This window comes from Pseudomonas sp. LBUM1679, from assembly GCF_059695565.1.
The window spans coordinates 5699090-5717602 of record NZ_CP166774.1; the positions used below are offsets into that span (position 1 = coordinate 5699090).

Genomic DNA, 18513 nt, shown 5'->3' on the forward strand with positions numbered 1-18513 from the left:
GCGGAGGTTGTAGCGTCGCGAGCTACATAAACAGATTAAAGTCCTCAGCCAAGCACCACCAACCGGTTGGGCAACTCATTGCGCACATGGGTCACCGGCACATGCACCTTGAGCAATTCGCCGCAGGCTTCGACGCAGGTGACAAACCCCTGCAAGGTCTGCCCCTGTTTCACCTGCTGGGTGAACGCGGTCACGATCGCGTCCCAGTTCTCGTTACCCAGGCGCTGCGAAATCCCCTCATCCACCAGGATTTCCACATAGCGCTCGGCTTCCGAGACGAAAATCAACATGCCGGTGCTGCCCATGGTGTGGTGCAGGTTTTGCTCCAGGAACTGCCGACGGGCCAGGTTCGAGGCGCGCCAGTGACGCACCGAGCGCGGGATCAGGTGCGTGGTGACTTGCGGAATCCGGAACACCAGGCACAGCACGATGAAGCTGACCCATTGCACCAAAAGCAGGCTGTGCAGGGTCAGCCAGCCGGTCAGGTAATGCACGACACCCGGCACCACCAGCGCCAGCAGACTGGCCCAGAGCAACGGGATGTAGGCATAGTCGTCGGCACGGGCCGCGAGCACTGTCACCAGTTCGGCGTCGGTATCGCGCTCGACCCGGGCAATCGCCTCGGCGACTTTGCGTTGTTCGTGTTCAGTCAGTAATGCCATGTTCAAAGATGCCTGTTCGCTATTGTTTTACCGCTGTCATCACCAGCCGCCCGACGAACCGCCGCCCCCGAAACTGCCGCCGCCGCCACTGAACCCCCCGCCGCCTCCGCCGCCAAAACCACCACCGCCAAACCCGCCTCCCGAGCTGCCCCGGCCGCCGCCGCCACCGCCACCGCTTGGCAGGATACCGAGCACCTGGCAGACGAACATCGTCAGGATGAACAGCATCACCAGAAACACCAACAACCCCGGATGCCGCGAAACGAAGTCGCTTTGCTGATCGCCTTGGGACTCGTACACCGTGGACGGCTCATCCAGCGGGTTCCCGCCCAGCACCACCAGCATCGCCGCGACCCCGTCGCTGATGCCCTTGCTGAAGTTGCCGGCCTTGAACGCCGGGGTGATCACCTGATTGATGATCACCGAACTCTGCGCATCGGTCAGGCGCTCTTCCAGGCCATAACCGACTTCGATGCGCAACCTGCGCTCATCGCGGGCGACGATCAGCAACGCGCCGTTGTTCTTGTCCTTCTGGCCGATGCCCCAGTGGCGCCCGAGCTGATAACCGAAGTCCGCGATGTCAGCGCCCTGCAAATCCGGCAACGTGACCACCACCAACTGCTCACCGGTGGCCTTTTCATGGGCGTTGAGCTGTTGTGTGAGCTGCTCGCGCACCGACGGCTCGATCATCCCGGCGTTGTCCACCACCCGCCCGGTCAGTTCCGGGAACTTCAATTCGGCCTGGGCCGTCAGGGCCAACACCCAGAGCAACAGCACCAGGCCAACTTTCAACACGCGCATTGGCAACCTCATCCATGGTGACGCATCTAACCTGAACCGGCGCTTACTTGAACTTCACTTCAGGCGCTTTTTGCGCATCGGGGCTGGTGGCCTCGAAGGTCTCGCGCACAGGCAGATCGCTGTACATCACCGTGTGCCACAGGCGACCGGGGAAGGTGCGGATTTCGGTGTTGTACTTTTGCACCGCAAGAATGAAATCCCGGCGCGCCACGGCGATGCGGTTCTCGGTGCCTTCAAGCTGCGATTGCAATGCGAGGAAGTTCTGGTTGGCCTTGAGGTCCGGATAGCGCTCGGAGACCACCATCAACCGGCTCAATGCACCGGTCAGCTGATCCTGGGCCTGCTGGAACTGTTTGAGTTTCTCCGGGTTATCCAGGGTGCTGGCATCGACCTGGATCGACGTGGCTTTGGCCCGCGCTTCGATCACCGCGGTCAGGGTCTCCTGCTCATGCTGCGCGTAGCCCTTGACGGTTTCCACCAGGTTGGGGATCAGGTCGGCGCGGCGCTGGTACTGGTTCTGCACCTGGCCCCAGGCGGCCTTGGCCTGTTCGTCGAGGGTCGGAATGTTGTTGATGCCGCAGCCGGCCAGCAAGCTGGTCAGCAACATCATGGCTGCGACCCGCAGACTGTATCGATAGTGGTGTCGTACGTTCATCTGGTTGACGCTCCCTTGCACATTCCGTTGAAAAACAACCTGCGAACTTTGAAGACGGCTCTTGGGGCATAATTTGCGCCGCCACTGGATTGCATCGAGCCAATGGGCTAAAAGATGCCCCAGCGCAAAAAACACTACCGAAGTGTGCCTGTATTTACCTGAACAACAATAGTCGCTCCCTAAATTTTGGCTGACCGGCGCGTATTCACTGCCGTTTAGGCTTTAGAGAAAACCATTCATGAAGAAGCTGTGTTTGCTGGGCCTGTTCGTCAGCCTGGCCAGTCATACCGTATTGGCCGCCACGACGCCCGCACCTCTGGAGAACAAGGACGCTTTCATCGGCAACCTGATGAAGCAAATGACCCTCGATGAGAAAATCGGCCAGCTGCGCCTGATCAGCATCGGCCCGGAAATGCCTCGGGAACTGATCCGCCAGGAAATCGCCGCCGGCAACATCGGCGGCACGTTCAACTCGATCACCCGCCCGGAAAACCGGCCGATGCAGGACGCGGCCATGCGCAGCCGGTTGAAGATCCCGATGTTCTTCGCCTATGACGTGATCCACGGCCACCGCACCATTTTCCCGATCCCGCTGGCCCTGGCTTCGAGCTGGGACATGGACGCCATCGGTTTGTCCGGGCGCGTCGCCGCCAGGGAAGCCGCGGCAGACAGTCTCGACATCACCTTTGCGCCGATGGTCGATATTTCCCGCGACCCACGCTGGGGTCGCACATCCGAAGGCTTCGGCGAAGACACTTATCTGGTGTCGCGCATCGCCGGTGTCATGGTCAAGGCCTTGCAGGGCAGTGGCGCGAACGCGGCCGACAGCATCATGGCCAGCGTCAAGCACTTTGCCTTGTATGGCGCGGTCGAGGGCGGTCGCGACTACAACATCGTCGACATGAGCCCGGTCAAGATGTACCAGGACTACCTGCCGCCGTACCGCGCGGCGATCGACGCCGGTGCCGGCGGCGTGATGGTTGCACTGAACTCGATCAACGGCGTGCCGGCCACCGCCGACACCTGGCTGATGAATGACCTGTTGCGCAAGCAATGGGGCTTCAAGGGCCTGGCCGTCAGCGACCACGGGGCGATTTTCGAACTGATCAAGCACGGCGTCGCCCGTGACGGTCGCGAAGCCGCGAAGCTCGCCATCAAGGCCGGCATCCACATGAGCATGAACGACACGCTCTATGGCAAGGAACTGCCAGGATTGCTGAAGGCCGGCGAGATCCAGCAGAGCGACATCGACAATGCCGTGCGTGCCGTGCTGGACGCCAAGTACGACATGGGCCTGTTCAAGGACCCGTACCTGCGCATCGGCAAGGCAGAGGATGACCCGGCCGACACCTACGCCGACAGCCGCCTGCACCGCACCGAGGCCCGCGATGTCGCGCGCCGCAGCCTGGTATTGCTGAAGAACCAGGGTGAAACCCTGCCGCTGAAGAAAACCGCGAAAATCGCCCTGGTCGGCCCGCTGGCCAAGGCGCCGATCGACATGATGGGCAGCTGGGCCGCGGCTGGCCGCCCGGCCCAATCGGTGACCCTGTTCGACGGCATGACCCATGCGCTGGGCGCACAGTCGACGCTGATCTACGCCCGTGGCGCCAACATCACTGGCGACAGGAAAGTCCTCGATTACCTGAACTTCCTCAACTTCGATGCCCCGGAAGTGGTGGACGACCCGCGTGCGGCCCAAGTGCTTATCGATGAGGCCGTGAAAGCCGCCAGGGACGCCGATGTGGTGGTGGCAGCCGTGGGCGAGTCCCGTGGCATGTCCCATGAGTCGTCGAGCCGTACCGACCTGAATATTCCGGTCAATCAGCGCGAGTTGATCAAGGCACTGAAAGCCACCGGCAAACCGCTGGTATTGGTGTTGATGAACGGCCGCCCACTGTCGATTCTCGAAGAGAAGGAACAGGCTGACGCGATCCTGGAAACCTGGTTCAGCGGTACCGAAGGCGGCAACGCCATCGCCGACGTGCTGTTCGGCGACTACAACCCGTCGGGCAAACTGCCGATCACCTTCCCGCGCTCGGTGGGGCAGATTCCAACCTACTACAACCACCTGAGCATCGGCCGGCCGTTCACGCCAGGCAAACCGGGCAACTACACCTCGCAGTATTTCGATGACACCACAGGTCCCCTGTTCCCGTTCGGTTTTGGCTTGAGCTACACCGATTTCAGCCTGACCGACATGGCCTTGTCCTCGACCACGCTGAACAAGACCGGCAAGCTCGATGCCAGCGTCATGCTGAAAAACACCGGCAAGCGCGACGGCGAAACCGTGGTGCAGTTGTACATCCAGGACGTGACCGGCTCGATGATCCGACCGGTCAAGGAGCTGAAGAACTTCCAGAAAATCATGCTCAAGGCCGGTGAACAAAAAGTCGTGCACTTCACCATCACCGAGGACGATCTGAAGTTCTTCAACGCCCAGCTCAAGTACGTGGCGGAACCGGGCAAGTTCAATGTGCAGATCGGCCTGGATTCCCAGGATGTGACGCAGCAGAGCTTCGAACTGCTGTAATCCTAGAAACAACACCAAACCCTGTGGGAGCGGGCTTGCCCGCGATGAGGCCATAACATCCAACATCTATGTTGACTGTTACACCGCCATCGCGGGCAAGCCCGCTCCCACAGAGCTCTTCGGTGTGACGACTACCCTCGTCGATCCAGCAGATTCACCACCAGTCGATCCACCCATCCCCACACCCTCTGCTTGACCCGCCGCCATAATGGCCGGCGTTGCCACGCCTCGAGGCTGACCTCCTGGCTCAGGGCAAAGTCCTTCTCGAAACTCGCCGTCACCGCACGTGTCAGCCCTGCATCCAGCGCTTCAAGGTTGGCTTCGAGGTTGAAACGCAAATTCCAGTGATCGAAGTTGCATGAGCCGATACTCACCCAGTCGTCGACCAGCACCATTTTCAGGTGCAGGAAACAGGGCTGGTATTCGAAGATTTTCACCCCCGACTTGAGCAATCGCGGGTAATAGCGATGCCCGGCGTAGCGCACCGATGGGTGATCGGTGCGAGGCCCGGTCAGCAGCAGGCGCACATCGATGCCGCGGGAAGCCGCCCGGCGCAATGAGCGCCGCACTTTCCAGGTCGGCAAGAAATACGGGGTGGCCAGCCAGATCCGCCGCTGGCCACTGTTCAGTGCGCGAATCAGCGATTGCAGGATGTCCCGGTGCTGACGGGCGTCGGCATACGCGACCCGGCCCATGCCCTCGCCCATGGACGGCATGCGCGGCAGACGCGGCAAGCCGAAGTTCGACGCCGGTTTCCAGGCACGGCGATGGCGGTTGGCGATCCATTGGCGATCGAACAGCAACTGCCAGTCGATGACCAGCGGGCCGCTGATTTCCACCATCACTTCGTGCCATTCGCTGATGTCTTCTCCCGGCGTCCAGAATTCATCGGTCACGCCCGTGCCGCCGACCACTGCCAGACACTGGTCGACCAGCAACAGCTTGCGGTGATCGCGGTAGAAGTTGCCCACCCAGCGTCGCCAGCTCAGGCGATTGTAGAATCGCAGCTCGACACCCGCGGTTATCAGCCGCTGTCGCAGGGTCAGCGTGAACGCCAGACTGCCGTAATCGTCAAACAGGCAACGGACCCGCACACCGCGCTCGGCGGCCTGGACCAGCGCCTGGACCATGGCCTCGGCACAGGCACCCGCCTCCACCAGGTACAGCTCCAGCTCCACCTGTTCTTCGGCGCGGGCAATCGCGACCAGCATCCGCGGAAAAAACTGCGGGCCGTCGATCAGCAGTTCAAAAGCATTGCCTTCACGCCAGGGGAAAATTGCGCCGGCCATGTCAGCGCGCCGTGAAAATCAGTACCGCACCCACCGGTACCGACAGACTGATGGCCGACAAGCCGGCGACCTTGCGCAAGCTTTCCAGGCCGGGTGCCAGGTCGAAATCCTCGGCATTGATCACCAGCGGTTCGAGGGTCACGACCTGAAAGCGTCGATCATCGAGGCGGGTCGCCAGCAGTTCGGCATTGTAGTGGTGTTGCTTGCCATGCAGGTCGACCGTCAACGGCAAACGCAATTCCAATTGTGCACCCGGCGCGAGGTCATTGATCGGGCGCAGATCGATTTGCGTGGTGATCAACGCTTCGGGGAATGTCTGGATCTGGAACAGCTCCTTGCGCATGCGTTCATCGCGCAAGGGAATGCCGCTGTTCACCGACTCCAGCTCGACTTCCACCTCGGCCAGGCCCGTGGGGCTGACCTTGCCGTGCAGTACCAGAAAGCGTTGCACTTCGGAAATGTTGGCGTTTTTGGTGCTGATGAAGGACAGCCGCGAGGACTCGCCGTCCAGGTACCAATTGGCCTGAGCCGACAATGCAGTGCCGGCCAGCAGCAGGGACGCGAGGGTTTTGAAGAGGGGGCGGTTGAACATAGAGACTCGTGGGGGCAAATAAACCTGAGCGAACCTTAACCGTCCGTGAGCCAGATGCAAACTGTCCGTCACCGCAACCCAGCCTTTGTGGCGAGGGAGCTTGCTCCCGCTCGGCTGCGCAGCAGTCGCAAAACCTGACCATGCGTACAGCCTGAAGAAATCTGTCGCCTGATTTTGGGAGTGCTTCGCACTCCAGCGGGAGCAAGCTCCCTCGCCACAGAAACATCACCGCACTTATGGAGACAGGCGGCAGCCCTGCCGCTCACCAACCCACACCGCGCTATTGCTGCGCCCCATGCCGCTGACCGTTACGCGCTTGCTCGCCGCGTCATCGGTAAACCCGCTGACGGGCACCCACTGCTTCACATAGCCATGGCAATACTCGGCGTCGTTGGCCATCACGTACCGGCATGAGCAATACTCCTTGGCGGTGTAGGCGCTGATGATGTCCGGGAACGCCCACAGCGCCACCCGCTCGTGCCAGATCCAGCCGAGCACGACGATCGACAGGATCAACCACAACGTGTTGAACGGATGGCGCCGGACAAAACCCTGGCCCTTCATGGCTGCCCCTTCGCGACAAAGGCCTTGAGCGCGAGCTTGAGCAATTCGTTGTGTCGGTAACTGCCGTCGCGATCATCGGCGTAGCGAACGATCACCAGGTTTTCGCCCGGAATCACGTACATCGCCTGTCCCCAATGGCCCAATGCAGCGAAAGTGTCGGCGGGGGCGGCGGGCCAGGGTTTTGCGGCACCATTCATTGAGCGATTGAGCCACCAATGGCCGCCAGGCACCGCTTCGTCCTGATTGGCCTGATAGCGGGCGAAAGGTTCGCGATTGAAGGCGACCCACTCCTTGGGCAACACTTGTCGATCGCCCCAGCGTCCGTCGCGGGCCATCAACAGGCCGACGCGTGCAAGGTCCCGGGCGGTGAGGTAGGCATAGGACGAGGCGACAAACGTGCCTGTGGCGTCGGTTTCCCAGACGGCGTGGTGAATCCCCAAGGGATTGAACAGTGCAGTCCATGGATAGTCCGGGTATCGGGGCGGACCGACGATGGTTTTCAGTGCCGCCGACAGCAGATTGGTGTCACCGCTGGAATAACGGAAGGCCTGGCCGGGCTGGGCGTAGTCGTCGTGGTCAGCGGTGAACGCGGCGATATCCTGGTGGCCACGGGTGTAGAGCATGGCCACCACCGACGACTTCAACGGTGCGTATTCATAGTCTTCCTGCCAGTCCAGCCCCGACGCCCAGTGCAGCAGATCGGCCATGGTCATGGTGGGATGCCTGTGCAACGGCGGATAAAACTTCAACACCGGATCCTGCAGGCTGAACAGGCCCTCGCCATAGGCCACGCCGAGAACCGTGGCCATCAGGCTTTTGCTGATGGACCAGGTCAGGTGCGGGGTATCGGCAGTGGTCGGACCGGCGTAGCGTTCGTAGATCAGTTGACCGTCGCGGATCACCAGCAAGGCATCGGTGCGGATGCCTTGGCGGGTGCTGTCGTTGCGAGGTGGGAAGGCGTAGTTCTCCAAGGCTTGAAGCGCCGGACCGGAGACTGTCGGGCCGGTTGTCCATTGTTCGGCGGGCCAGTCTTCGGCGTGGGCCGTGAGGCTGAGCAGTAGCAGGAACAGCAGGGGCAAGCCTTTGAACATGGTGGGGGCTCGGGGGATGAAAATGCTGAGCCTAGTAGAGCTTGATGACAGTTCCGGGGTTTGTGTTGCCAGTGAGGCCGTCATCGCGGGCAAGTCGAATCGTCGCACCGCCGCTCCCACAAGGATCTGCGGTGCACAAAAATATTGTGTACGACGAAGACCATGTGGGAGCGGGCTTGCCCGCGATGAGGCCGGTCAATTTAATGAAGATCCAGCCAATGCCTTGGCCAACCGTTTACCTCTGGCCTGCGCCGCCAAATCCATCACCGCCTGATCCCGCTGCCACATTGCCGCCCAATGCGGTGGGCCATCGGCCAGTGCCTGGCCCACTTCAGCCTTGAGCCCATCGAACTGCGCAAATAAACCACCGAGCAACACATGCCCCGCCGGATTGTTCGGTGCCTGCCGGCAAGCTTCCGCGCACCCGGCCAGCAGCGCCAGCAAGCGCAGTTGCAGCGATTGCGGCCAGTCGCTGTCGTGGCCGACGCCATACAGCCAGGCCGTCATCGCGCTCAATACGTAGATGTCTTCGAGGGTGCGGAACGGTTTGACGTAAGCCTCCCAGCCATCCCCCGCCAGCAATTCGCAGGACGCGCCATCGAGAGTCAACCGGCTGTGGCTGATGTCGGGCATCAGCGCAATCGCCGGCAGTTTTTCCAGGCGCACCCCCGGTTCATCGGGATAGACCACCGCCAGACTCAGGCGCGGGGTTTCGCCGGGGTCTTCACTGCGGGCCGCGACCAGCAACCAGTCGGCCGCGTCGCCGGCGGTGACAAAATCCTTGCGCCCGCTCACGCGCAATCCGGCCAGGCGGGTCTGCATGTCCGCCACCCGCAGGCTGCGCTGTTCCGTCGCGCATAACGCGCCGAGGCTCGGCGGCGCGCTGGGCCAGAGCATGCGCAACGCTGCCTGATACCCCACCAGAAATGCCAGCCCCGGCGTTGCCATCAGGCGCCCGCCAAGCACTGCCAACTCAAACGGCGTCACCGTGCCCAGGCTGTCCTGCAAGTGCGCGAATCCTTCGCCCAGGTCCGGGTTGGCGAGCAAGCGATCGCGGCGGTGCAACAGGGTTTGCCAGGGCATAAGGGGCTCCTTGTGGGCTGTCATATAAGCATCACCAAAGCTTCATGGCGATGACACCGGGGCTACATAGCCTGACTTTGCACAACACGGCTGCATAAAGAAAGTCGATCGGCTGCAACCCACGACGGGTGAACAGCCCGTACGGAGACTCGCAATGACTCAGATCGCCCGCATCAGCGACACCGGCAATGAACGCCGCCTGCAAGCCGAACGCCTGGTGGGCGTCGAGGCCATGCAGGAAGCCCAGGCCTTGCGCTTCAACGTGTTCAGCGGCGAATTCAACGCCAAACTCAAAGGCGCGGAGCTGGGACTGGACATGGATGACTATGATGTTCACTGCGCCCACATCGGTGTGCGTGACCTGAACAGCGGGCGCCTGGTGGCGACCACCCGCTTGCTCGACCATACGGCCGCCAGCAGCCTCGGCAAGTTCTACAGCGAAGAAGAATTCAGCCTGCATGGCCTGGTCCAGTTGAAAGGCCCGATCCTGGAAATCGGCCGTACCTGCGTCGACCCGGCTTATCGCAACGGCGGCACCATCGCCGTGCTCTGGGGCGAACTGGCCGAAGTGCTGAACCAGGGCGGCTACAGCTATTTGATGGGTTGCGCGAGCATCCCGATGCAGGACGGTGGCATCCAGGCTCACGCAATCATGCAGCGCCTGCGCGAACGCTATCTGTGCACCGAACACCTGCGGGCCGAACCGAAGAAACCGCTACCGGCCCTGGACATCCCATCCAACGTCATCGCCGAAATGCCGCCATTGCTCAAGGCCTACATGCGCCTGGGCGCGAAGATCTGCGGTGAGCCGTGCTGGGACGAAGACTTCCAGGTCGCCGACGTGTTCATCCTGCTCAAGCGCGACGAACTCTGCCCGCGTTACGCCAAGCACTTCAAGGCGGCCGTGTGATGAGCCGGTTGCGGGTGTACGCGCGGATCGCGCGAGTGTTGGTGGTGGTGGCACTGGGGTTGACCATGGCCGGTGTATTCGGCTTGTTCGAACGCCTGGGGATCGCCCATTCGATGGTCCGCCGCCAGCGTTGGTCGCGGTTCTTCATGGCGCGCCTGGCTAACGCCCTGCCCTTTCGCGTGACCGTGCACGGGGAATTGCCTAAAGCGCCGATGCTCTGGGTCAGCAACCATGTGTCCTGGACCGACATCCCGCTGCTGGGCATGCTCACGCCGCTGTCGTTCCTGTCCAAGGCCGAAGTGCGCACCTGGCCCGTGGCGGGCTGGTTGGCGGCCAAGGCCGGCAGCCTGTTCATCCGTCGCGGGTCGGGCGACAGCCAGTTGATCCGCAAACAGATGACCCGCCATCTGGAGCAGGAGCATCCGCTGCTGATGTTCCCGGAAGGCACCACCACCGATGGCCGTTCGTTGCGCACCTTCCACGGTCGATTGTTGTCGGCGGCGATCGATTCCGAAGTGAAACTGCAACCGGTGGCGATTCGTTATCTGCGTGACGGTGAGCTCGATTCACTGGCACCGTTCATTGGCGATGATGATTTGCTCTCGCACTTGATGCGTTTGTTTGCCAATGATCGGGGTGAGGTGGAGATTCATCTGCTCAAGCCAATCGCCTGTGAAGGCCGCGAGCGTGCCGCGCTGGCGTTTGAAGCGCAGCAGGCGGTGCAGAAGGCGTTGTTTGGGGCGGTTCCGCAAACCCACCAAGTGCCAATGCGCCCTGCGATTGCGGCCTGACACACTTCTCTGATTCAGCAGAGAAACCTGTGGGAGCGAGCTTGCTCGCGATAGCTATCGAACAGTCAACATCAATGCTGACTGTTATGGCCTCATCGCGAGCAAGCTCGCTCCCACATTGGTTCGTGCGAAATCCTGAAGTTGCGGATAAAACAACCTGAAGTCCTCGCTCAACGGCTCATACAACAGCCGCAACTCCTGCATCGCCCCGGCTAGCTCCTCCGGCCGTGTCAGCCTCCGTGAAATCCCTCGCAACACCTGCTCCAACACCGCGAACTCTCGGTAAGAACCCAACCAGTCATGGGCCACCATATGCGGCGCAATCATCGCCAGGCGCTCCGGCAATTGCGGCTCGGTGGACAACACCCGGTACACGTCCGACGTGAATTGCTCCAGAGACTGGTCGGCATACAGCGTCCAGTCCCGGGCCAGGCAATGGTCGAAAAACACGTCGAGCACGATCCCGGCATAACGCCGGCGGGTGATGGAAAACCGCGACAGCGAGATATCCACCAACGGATGGCGGTCAGTAAACACGTCGATGCGCCGATGCAACTGGATGGCGGCCTCGATCTCCGGATCGAACTGCCCTTGCAGCCGTCCTTTGACGAAATCGCCATACAGGCTGCCGAGCAATTGACCGGGGCGCTGGCCACCGAGGTGCAGATGTGCGAGATAATTCATGGACGCAGCTTAGCACTGCGGCTTTACATCTGGACAACCAACATATCGTTATAACTCGATATACCGATTTATGCGCTCATCAGAGCAAAATCATATTTGTATATCGCGAAGTACCGATTTAAAGTTCGCCTCATCGCGATATAGCGTTTTACTCATCACGAGCCCAAACCCATGACCATCGACCTCGACGAAATAATAAAAGCGCTGGCACACCCAGTACGCCGAGACATCCTCATCTGGCTGAAAGACCCCAAGACGCAGTTCCCGGAACAGCTGCACAACCACGAGTACGGCATTTGCGCCGGACAGATCGACCAACGCTGCGGCCTGTCGCAGTCGACCGTGTCCGCTCATTTGGCGAACTTGCAGCGTGCGGGGCTGATCAGCAGCCAGAAAGCCGGTCAATGGCACTTCTTCAAACGCAACGAGGACGTGATCCAGGCGTTCCTCGACGCCATCGTCAAAGAGCTCAGTGCTCCGACAAGGAACTGAAACAATGCCCCTCTCGCTACTCATCCTGGCCTTGAGCGCCTTCGCCATCGGCACCACCGAGTTCGTCATCATGGGCCTGCTGCCCGATGTGGCGGCCGACCTTGGTGTGTCGATCCCCGGCGCCGGCTGGCTGGTGACCGGTTACGCCCTGGGCGTGGCCATCGGTGCGCCGTTCATGGCACTGGCCACCTCCCGGCTGCCACGCAAGGCTGCCCTGGTAGCGTTGATGGGCATTTTCATTATCGGCAATCTGCTGTGTGCAGTGGCCAGTGACTACAACGTGCTGATGTTCGCCCGGGTGGTCACTGCCCTGTGTCACGGTGCGTTCTTCGGCATCGGTTCGGTGGTGGCGGCAGGTCTGGTGCCGGCGAACAAGCGTGCGTCGGCCGTGGCCTTGATGTTTACCGGCCTGACCCTGGCCAACGTGCTGGGCGTGCCACTGGGCACCGCGCTCGGTCAGGAAGCCGGCTGGCGCTCGACGTTCTGGGCCGTGACCGTGATCGGTGTGATTGCGCTGATCGGCTTGATCCGCTTCCTGCCGGCCAAGCGCGATGAAGAGAAACTCGACATGCGCGCCGAACTGCGCGCCCTCAAGGGTGCCGGGATCTGGCTGTCCCTGAGCATGACAGCGTTGTTCGCGGCGTCCGTATTCACCCTGTTCACCTACGTCGCCCCGCTGCTCGGCGATGTCACCGGCGTCTCGCCCAAAGGCGTGACCTGGACCCTGATGCTCATCGGCCTTGGCCTGACCGTCGGCAACATCATCGGCGGCAAGCTGGCTGACAAAAGCATGGCTGCAACGCTGATTGGCGTCTTCATCTCGATGGCCGTGATCTCTACCGTGCTGACTTGGACCAGCGTCGCGCTGATCCCGACCGAAATCACCCTGTTCCTCTGGGCCACCGCGTGCTTTGCCGCCGTACCCGCCCTGCAAGTGAACGTCGTGACCTATGGCAAGGCGGCACCGAACCTGGTGTCGACCCTGAACATCGGCGCTTTCAACGTCGGCAACGCATTGGGTGCCTGGGTTGGCGGCAGCGTCATCGCCCACGGCTTCGGCCTGACCAGCGTGCCTCTCGCGGCAGCCGCACTGGCTGTACTCGCCTTGCTGGTGACCCTGATTACGTTCCGTCAGCGCGGCAATCCCGAACTGGCCCCTGCTACCAACTGATCTCTACAAGAGAGCTATTTCATGACGACTATTTTCGATCCGATCAAACTGGGCGACCTCGAGTTGGCCAACCGCATCATCATGGCGCCGCTGACCCGCTGCCGTGCCGACGAAGGCCGAGTGCCGAACGCGCTGATGGCCGAGTACTACGTGCAACGCGCCTCGGCCGGCCTGATCCTCAGCGAGGCCACTTCCGTCACGCCGATGGGCGTCGGCTATCCGGACACCCCGGGCATCTGGTCCAACGACCAGGTACGTGGCTGGACCAACGTGACCAAAGCGATCCACGGCGCGGGCGGCAAGATCTTCCTGCAACTGTGGCACGTCGGCCGGGTTTCCCACGCCTCGTACCTGGACGGCGAAGCGCCGGTCGCACCGAGTGCCATCCAGCCCAAAGGTCACGTCAGCCTGGTTCGTCCATTGGCCGACTACCCGACACCGCGCGCCCTGGAAACCGCTGAAATCGCCGACATCGTCGACGCCTACCGTGTGGGTGCCGAAAATGCCAAGGCCGCCGGTTTCGACGGCGTGGAAATCCACGGCGCCAACGGTTACCTGCTCGACCAGTTCCTGCAAAGCAGCACCAACCAGCGCACCGACCACTACGGTGGCTCCCTGGAAAACCGGGCGCGTCTGTTGCTGGAAGTGACGGATGCCGCGATCGAAGTCTGGGGCGCCGGCCGCGTCGGTGTGCACCTGGCACCGCGCGCCGACTCCCACGACATGGGCGATGACAACCTGGCCGAAACCTTCACCTACGTCGCTCGCGAACTGGGCAAGCGGGGTATCGCCTTCATCTGCTCGCGCGAAAAAGAAGCCGGCGACAGCCTCGGTCCACGACTCAAGGAAGCCTTCGGCGGCCCGTACATCGTCAACGAACGCTTCACCAAAGACAGCGCCAACGCCTGGCTGGCCAGCGGCAAGGCCGATGCGGTCGCCTTCGGTGTGCCGTTCATTGCCAACCCCGACTTGCCAGCTCGCCTGAAAGCTGATGCGCCGCTGAACGAAGCGCGCCCTGAACTGTTCTACGCCAAGGGGCCGGTCGGTTACATTGACTACCCGACATTGTAAGTTCCCCCCGTTATAAAAAAGGAAAAGCCCCGACTCGAAAGAGCCGGGGCTTTTTATATCTCAGCGAATGCTTCATAGGCGCAATAAACCATTACATATCGACCCAGCACATCAGCGCAGTACTGTTATTATGGAAAACCCCAACCCACCCGTAAGAAGCCGACATCATGGATGATACTGAAAACAACAACGACTCGACCACGGAACATACGTATACAGATATCGAGGAAGTAACGTTTGAAAAAAAACCACTCACCTCCAGCCTTTCAAGCGCAATTGGCACAATCAACCCGTTAATGGGCAGCCTGCTCAACATTGCACTTTCCGGCATGACAGACGACCTATTGGTTAAAGCCAGTGAAGATTCAAAAACAAAAAAAGAATTTGAGGAACTCGTCAAAGAAATCCGACAAGATGAAGCACAATCCTGGTCTGCCATTAGCCGCATCGCCGATCACACCAGTGTGCTTATCTATATCTACAATGGCACCAATGAAACGTTCAGACTCCTCTCTTCCAGCTGGGACAATAGTGTAGTGCCAGCGGCAGATTATAATATCGAGCCTTGGGACTATACGTCATTCATATTGCGTTGCGAGCCACCAAAATTTTCAAGTGGGCGATCGAATCGTTCAACCCAGGCAAAACATGGCTTTATTTATAAAAGTGGTAATTTGGCATTTGATTTTACAACCCTTGTAAAGCTGACAAGACCCTATGACGCATTCAGTTTTGCACCAAAAATAATCCCTCACAGGGAACATAAAATCAACTCCGTCGGAAGCGCTTCGCTAAAATGCAGCTCCCGAATTACCCAAACCGTGCCTGCAAAACCTTATAGTTACAGTGTTGTCATTAATGTTGGCTGAGGCTACTTGAGATCTCTTCCGAAAGCGTCTTGAAACGGCGCTTTTTTGTTGACTCAGTCAGAACTCCAACAGCATCTCATGCCACGCCATCCCGCCATGGTCGGAGGCGGAAGGCTTGATGTAGGCGAAGCCAAAACCCGCGTAGAGCGCAATATGTCGCTCCTTGCACATCAGGTGGATGCTGGCCTTGTTCAACGCGCGCATCCGCTCGATGAACTCAGCCATCAAACGTTTGGCCAGGCCTTGTCCCTGATAATCCGGATGCACCACCACCGACATGATCACCACGTGCGGGCCGGCCGGGTCGTGGCCGATCAGTTCCTTGAACGCCTCGTCCGACATTTCCACCTGAAACGCCGCTCCGGAGTTGATGAAACCGGCGACGACGCCGTCCACTTCGGCCACGATAAACCCCTCGGGCCAGGTGGCGATGCGGGTCGCTATTTTTTCGCGGGTCGCGGCTTCGTCACCTTCGTAGGCAAGGGTTTCGATGGCGTAGCAGCGGTCCAGGTCAGCGGGGGTGACGTGACGAATGACGGTGTTCATGTCGGCTCGAATCAGCGGGGGAAAGACAGAGGATCATAAAGCAGCGTCTGCTCGACATCGAGAGGCGAATCGCTGATCCGCCTCTCGATCCAGCCATTACGCCTTGAGCGGCAACCAGATTTCCAGCACGCCGGTATTGAGCTTCGGGTTGAAGTCTTCGCTGTAGCGTTCGAACTCCGGGGCGTCCGCCGCGTGATAACCGGACTGCGGCAGCCAGGTTTTCCAGATGTACTGAAAGGTCTGGGGCAAGGCATCCAGAGCGCCCTTGTGTTCGAATACGGCGTAGTGCTGAGGTTGGACCTCCACCCAACGATATTTGTCAGGCAGGTCGTCGAGTTTGCTGATTTCAACGCCGGCGATATATTCAAAACCGCCCTTGCCATCCGGGTTGCAACAAATGCCGTAGGTCACTTCGCTTTTTTGACCGGGAATGTTGCCAATCTCGGGAATGAATTTCTCCCAGAGGTCGGGGATCGCTTTAGTGGTTTGCGCAGTAAATCGTCCGCCCAGCCCTGCAATGAGCAGGAAGTGGCCGTTTTCAAAGCGTGGCCCGGCCGGTTTGACGCCTGTTTGCTCATCCATGACTCGACTCCTGGTACGAAAAAGTGGGTTCGGCTGGGAGTATAGAAGCCAATCCCGATTCGCCCAATTACAGTGCGTGAAGCTGCTCGACGGTGCCAGAGCCGATGAACTCGTTATACCCCGATAGGATCACGTAGACCGCGAAATAACAGAAGATCGCCGCCGATGCCAGGTATGAATAACGCAGCAGTTTGTCGCCCAGCAACTTGCCGCCATGGCTCGCCGCGAAACACAGGCCAACACACCAGAGCACCCCGGCGCACAGAAAGCCGCCGAGAAACAGTGCAGAACCGAGCGCGCCACTGCCGCCGGAACGCGCGATCAGCGTGCCGCCCACCGCTGCGAACCAGAGAATCGCGCTGGGTGACGACATGGCGAGGAAAATTCCGCGGAAAAACTCCCTGCGATATGAGTTCTGCCCCACCTCCCCAGCCTGGGCCAGCACCGCCTCATGGTGAATCGCCGAATAGATCATCTTCGCCGCGAAATACACCAGTAACGCCGAGCCACCGATCCACAGCACCCAGCGAACAGTCTCGTACTGCAGCAAAACGGTCATGCCCGCCAGTGCCAGCACTGCATAGATCAGGTCACCGACACAGGTTCCCAACCCCAGGGCAAAGCCTTGGAAATAGCCACGCTGCATCGCCAGGGTGATCATCGCGATATTGGCCACGCCTATGTCCAGGCACAGCGAAAGGCTCAGCAAAAAGCCACTGCTAAATTCCATCGACCCGCTTCCTTCGGAAAATTTGTTTACTCAAGTGGCTGGACAGTTTGCCACAACAGCCCTTACATTCCGCCCCAGGCCACCGCAGTGGCCAGCGTCGCTCGGACGGTTCCGGGCGCTCACGTTATTCCGAGGCAACAATGGCCAACCCTGGTTCGCCGCGCCGCTTTGCGCGCATAGATCGACTCCCCCCTTACGTATTCAACATCACTGCCGAGCTGAAGATGGCTGCCCGTCGTCGTGGCGAAGACATCATCGACTTCAGCATGGGCAACCCCGACGGCGCGACACCGCCGCACATCGTCGACAAACTCGTCACCGTCGCCCAGCGCGAAGATACCCACGGCTATTCCACGTCCAAGGGCATTCCGCGTCTGCGCCGGGCGATTTCCAACTGGTACAAGGATCGCTACGCGGTCGACATCGACCCGGAAAGCGAAGCCATTGTCACCATCGGCTCCAAGGAAGGCCTGGCGCATTTGATGCTGGCGACCCTCGACCAGGGCGATACCGTGCTGGTGCCGAACCCGAGCTACCCGATTCATATCTACGGTGCCGTGATTGCCGGCGCCCAGGTGCGGTCGGTGCCGCTGATACCGGGCGTGGACTTTTTCGCCGAGCTGGAAAGCGCGATTCGCGGTTCGATCCCGAAACCGAAAATGATGATCCTCGGCTTCCCGTCCAACCCCACCGCCCAATGCGTCGAGCTGGATTTCTTCGAGCGGGTGATCGCTCTCGCCAAGCAGTACGACGTTCTGGTGGTGCACGACCTGGCCTACGCCGACATCGTCTACGACGGCTGGAAAGCCCCGTCAATCATGCAAGTGCCCGGCGCCAAGGACATCGCGGTGGAGTTTTTCACCCTGTCCAAGAGCTACAACATGGCCGGCTGGCGCATCGGCTTCATGGTCGGTAACGCCGAACTGGTCAACGCCCTGGCGCGGATCAAGAGCTACCACGACTACGGCACCTTCACCCCGCTGCAAGTCGCGGCGATTGCTGCACTGGAAGGCGATCAGCAGTGTGTCAAAGACATCGCCGAGCAATACCGGCAGCGCCGCAACGTGCTGGTCAAAGGCCTGCATGAATTGGGATGGATGGTCGAAAACCCGAAGGCATCGATGTACGTCTGGGCCAAGATTCCCGAGGCTTATGCGCACCTGGGCTCGCTGGAGTTCGCCAAAAAAATGCTCGCCGAGGCCAAGGTCTGCGTCTCGCCGGGTGTGGGGTTTGGGGAGTATGGGGATGATCACGTGCGCTTCGCGCTGATCGAAAACCAGGACCGGATTCGTCAGGCTGTACGCGGGATTCGCGGGATGTTCCGGGCGGATGGGTTAGCCACCAAATCCAACGCCTGACACAATTCACTGCAGGAGCTGCCGAAGGCTGCGATCTTTTGA

The 18513-nt window shown here is 60.4% G+C and carries 20 protein-coding genes; 8 read left to right on the plus strand and 12 right to left on the minus strand.

Features of this window, described 5'->3' with window-relative positions; all coding sequences use genetic code 11:
* Nucleotides 1–44: 44 nt before the first annotated feature.
* From ACA062_RS25960 to ACA062_RS25970, 3 genes are read right to left on the minus strand one after another with little or no spacing between them, the layout of a single operon-like run.
* A complete protein-coding gene (locus tag ACA062_RS25960; RefSeq protein ID WP_497453606.1) occupies nt 45–662 on the minus strand; it encodes a TPM domain-containing protein in 618 nt (205 codons plus the stop codon).
* Between the two features lie 39 nt (nt 663–701).
* Entirely contained in the window at nt 702–1463 is a 762-nt protein-coding gene (locus ACA062_RS25965) for a TPM domain-containing protein (protein WP_497453607.1), read from the minus strand.
* A gap of 43 nt (nt 1464–1506) precedes the next feature.
* A complete protein-coding gene (locus ACA062_RS25970; RefSeq protein ID WP_497453608.1) occupies nt 1507–2118 on the minus strand; it encodes a LemA family protein in 612 nt (203 codons plus the stop codon).
* A gap of 238 nt (nt 2119–2356) precedes the next feature.
* On the opposite strand from ACA062_RS25970, the gene bglX reads away from it, so the two are divergent.
* Nucleotides 2357–4648 (plus strand): beta-glucosidase BglX, encoded by a 2292-nt coding sequence (gene bglX, locus ACA062_RS25975; RefSeq protein WP_497453609.1) that lies wholly within the window; start codon nt 2357–2359, stop codon nt 4646–4648.
* A gap of 131 nt (nt 4649–4779) precedes the next feature.
* Here the strand turns inward: bglX and ACA062_RS25980 are convergent, their stop codons facing one another.
* The 5 genes from ACA062_RS25980 to ACA062_RS26000 form a co-directional block, all read right to left on the minus strand.
* Complete coding sequence (locus ACA062_RS25980) at nt 4780–5937, minus strand: phospholipase D-like domain-containing protein (RefSeq protein ID WP_497453610.1); 1158 nt, start codon at nt 5935–5937, stop codon at nt 4780–4782.
* 1 nt (nt 5938) lies between these two features.
* Nucleotides 5939–6529: a YceI family protein gene (locus ACA062_RS25985; protein ID WP_497453611.1), complete on the minus strand. Its 591-nt coding sequence runs from the start codon at nt 6527–6529 to the stop codon at nt 5939–5941.
* Between the two features lie 234 nt (nt 6530–6763).
* Nucleotides 6764–7093 (minus strand): amidase, encoded by a 330-nt coding sequence (locus ACA062_RS25990; RefSeq protein ID WP_497453612.1) that lies wholly within the window; start codon nt 7091–7093, stop codon nt 6764–6766.
* The gene (locus tag ACA062_RS25995) at nt 7090–8184 is read right to left on the minus strand and encodes a serine hydrolase domain-containing protein (protein ID WP_497453613.1); all 1095 of its coding nucleotides are present in this window, start codon (nt 8182–8184) and stop codon (nt 7090–7092) included. The genes ACA062_RS25990 and ACA062_RS25995 overlap by 4 nt, the downstream gene beginning before the upstream one ends.
* 195 nt (nt 8185–8379) lie before the next feature.
* On the minus strand, nt 8380–9267 hold the full coding sequence (locus tag ACA062_RS26000; protein WP_497453614.1) for an acyl-CoA dehydrogenase middle domain-containing protein: 888 nt from the start codon (nt 9265–9267) through the stop codon (nt 8380–8382).
* 154 nt (nt 9268–9421) lie between these two features.
* Here ACA062_RS26000 and olsB point away from each other — a divergent pair, with 154 nt between their 5' ends.
* Together olsB and ACA062_RS26010 are read left to right on the plus strand one after the other, a co-directional pair.
* Nucleotides 9422–10177, plus strand: a complete 756-nt coding sequence (gene olsB / locus ACA062_RS26005) for an L-ornithine N(alpha)-acyltransferase (RefSeq protein WP_497453615.1) — start codon at nt 9422–9424, stop codon at nt 10175–10177.
* Nucleotides 10177–10968: a lysophospholipid acyltransferase family protein gene (locus ACA062_RS26010; RefSeq protein WP_497453616.1), complete on the plus strand. Its 792-nt coding sequence runs from the start codon at nt 10177–10179 to the stop codon at nt 10966–10968. The genes olsB and ACA062_RS26010 overlap by 1 nt, the downstream gene beginning before the upstream one ends.
* A gap of 84 nt (nt 10969–11052) precedes the next feature.
* Here ACA062_RS26010 and ACA062_RS26015 read toward each other — a convergent pair whose 3' ends face one another.
* Nucleotides 11053–11652: an acyl carrier protein phosphodiesterase gene (locus ACA062_RS26015; protein WP_497453617.1), complete on the minus strand. Its 600-nt coding sequence runs from the start codon at nt 11650–11652 to the stop codon at nt 11053–11055.
* A gap of 171 nt (nt 11653–11823) precedes the next feature.
* On the opposite strand from ACA062_RS26015, the gene ACA062_RS26020 reads away from it, so the two are divergent.
* The 4 genes from ACA062_RS26020 to ACA062_RS26035 all read left to right on the plus strand — a co-directional run bounded on the left by ACA062_RS26020 (nt 11824) and on the right by ACA062_RS26035 (nt 15255).
* Entirely contained in the window at nt 11824–12144 is a 321-nt protein-coding gene (locus tag ACA062_RS26020) for an ArsR/SmtB family transcription factor (RefSeq protein WP_150798084.1), read from the plus strand.
* Nucleotides 12145–12148: 4 nt separating this feature from the next.
* Nucleotides 12149–13315 (plus strand): MFS transporter, encoded by a 1167-nt coding sequence (locus ACA062_RS26025; protein WP_497453618.1) that lies wholly within the window; start codon nt 12149–12151, stop codon nt 13313–13315.
* A gap of 21 nt (nt 13316–13336) precedes the next feature.
* Complete coding sequence (locus ACA062_RS26030) at nt 13337–14386, plus strand: alkene reductase (RefSeq protein ID WP_497453619.1); 1050 nt, start codon at nt 13337–13339, stop codon at nt 14384–14386.
* Between the two features lie 167 nt (nt 14387–14553).
* Nucleotides 14554–15255 carry a hypothetical protein gene (locus tag ACA062_RS26035; RefSeq protein WP_497453620.1) on the plus strand — a complete coding sequence of 234 codons (702 nt, stop codon included), beginning with the start codon at nt 14554–14556 and terminating at the stop codon, nt 15253–15255.
* 57 nt (nt 15256–15312) lie between these two features.
* On the opposite strand, the gene ACA062_RS26040 is transcribed toward ACA062_RS26035, so the two are convergent.
* From ACA062_RS26040 to ACA062_RS26050, 3 genes are all read right to left on the minus strand, one after another.
* A complete protein-coding gene (locus ACA062_RS26040) occupies nt 15313–15801 on the minus strand; it encodes a GNAT family N-acetyltransferase (protein WP_497453621.1) in 489 nt (162 codons plus the stop codon).
* Between the two features lie 96 nt (nt 15802–15897).
* The gene (locus ACA062_RS26045) at nt 15898–16383 is read right to left on the minus strand and encodes a GyrI-like domain-containing protein (RefSeq protein WP_128870200.1); all 486 of its coding nucleotides are present in this window, start codon (nt 16381–16383) and stop codon (nt 15898–15900) included.
* A 67-nt stretch (nt 16384–16450) separates the two neighbouring features.
* Nucleotides 16451–17113, minus strand: coding sequence for a LysE family translocator (locus ACA062_RS26050; RefSeq protein ID WP_497453622.1), 663 nt, complete (start codon nt 17111–17113; stop codon nt 16451–16453).
* 140 nt (nt 17114–17253) lie between these two features.
* On the opposite strand from ACA062_RS26050, the gene alaC reads away from it, so the two are divergent.
* Nucleotides 17254–18471, plus strand: a complete 1218-nt coding sequence (gene alaC / locus ACA062_RS26055; RefSeq protein WP_497453623.1) for an alanine transaminase — start codon at nt 17254–17256, stop codon at nt 18469–18471.
* Nucleotides 18472–18513: the final 42 nt, after the last annotated feature.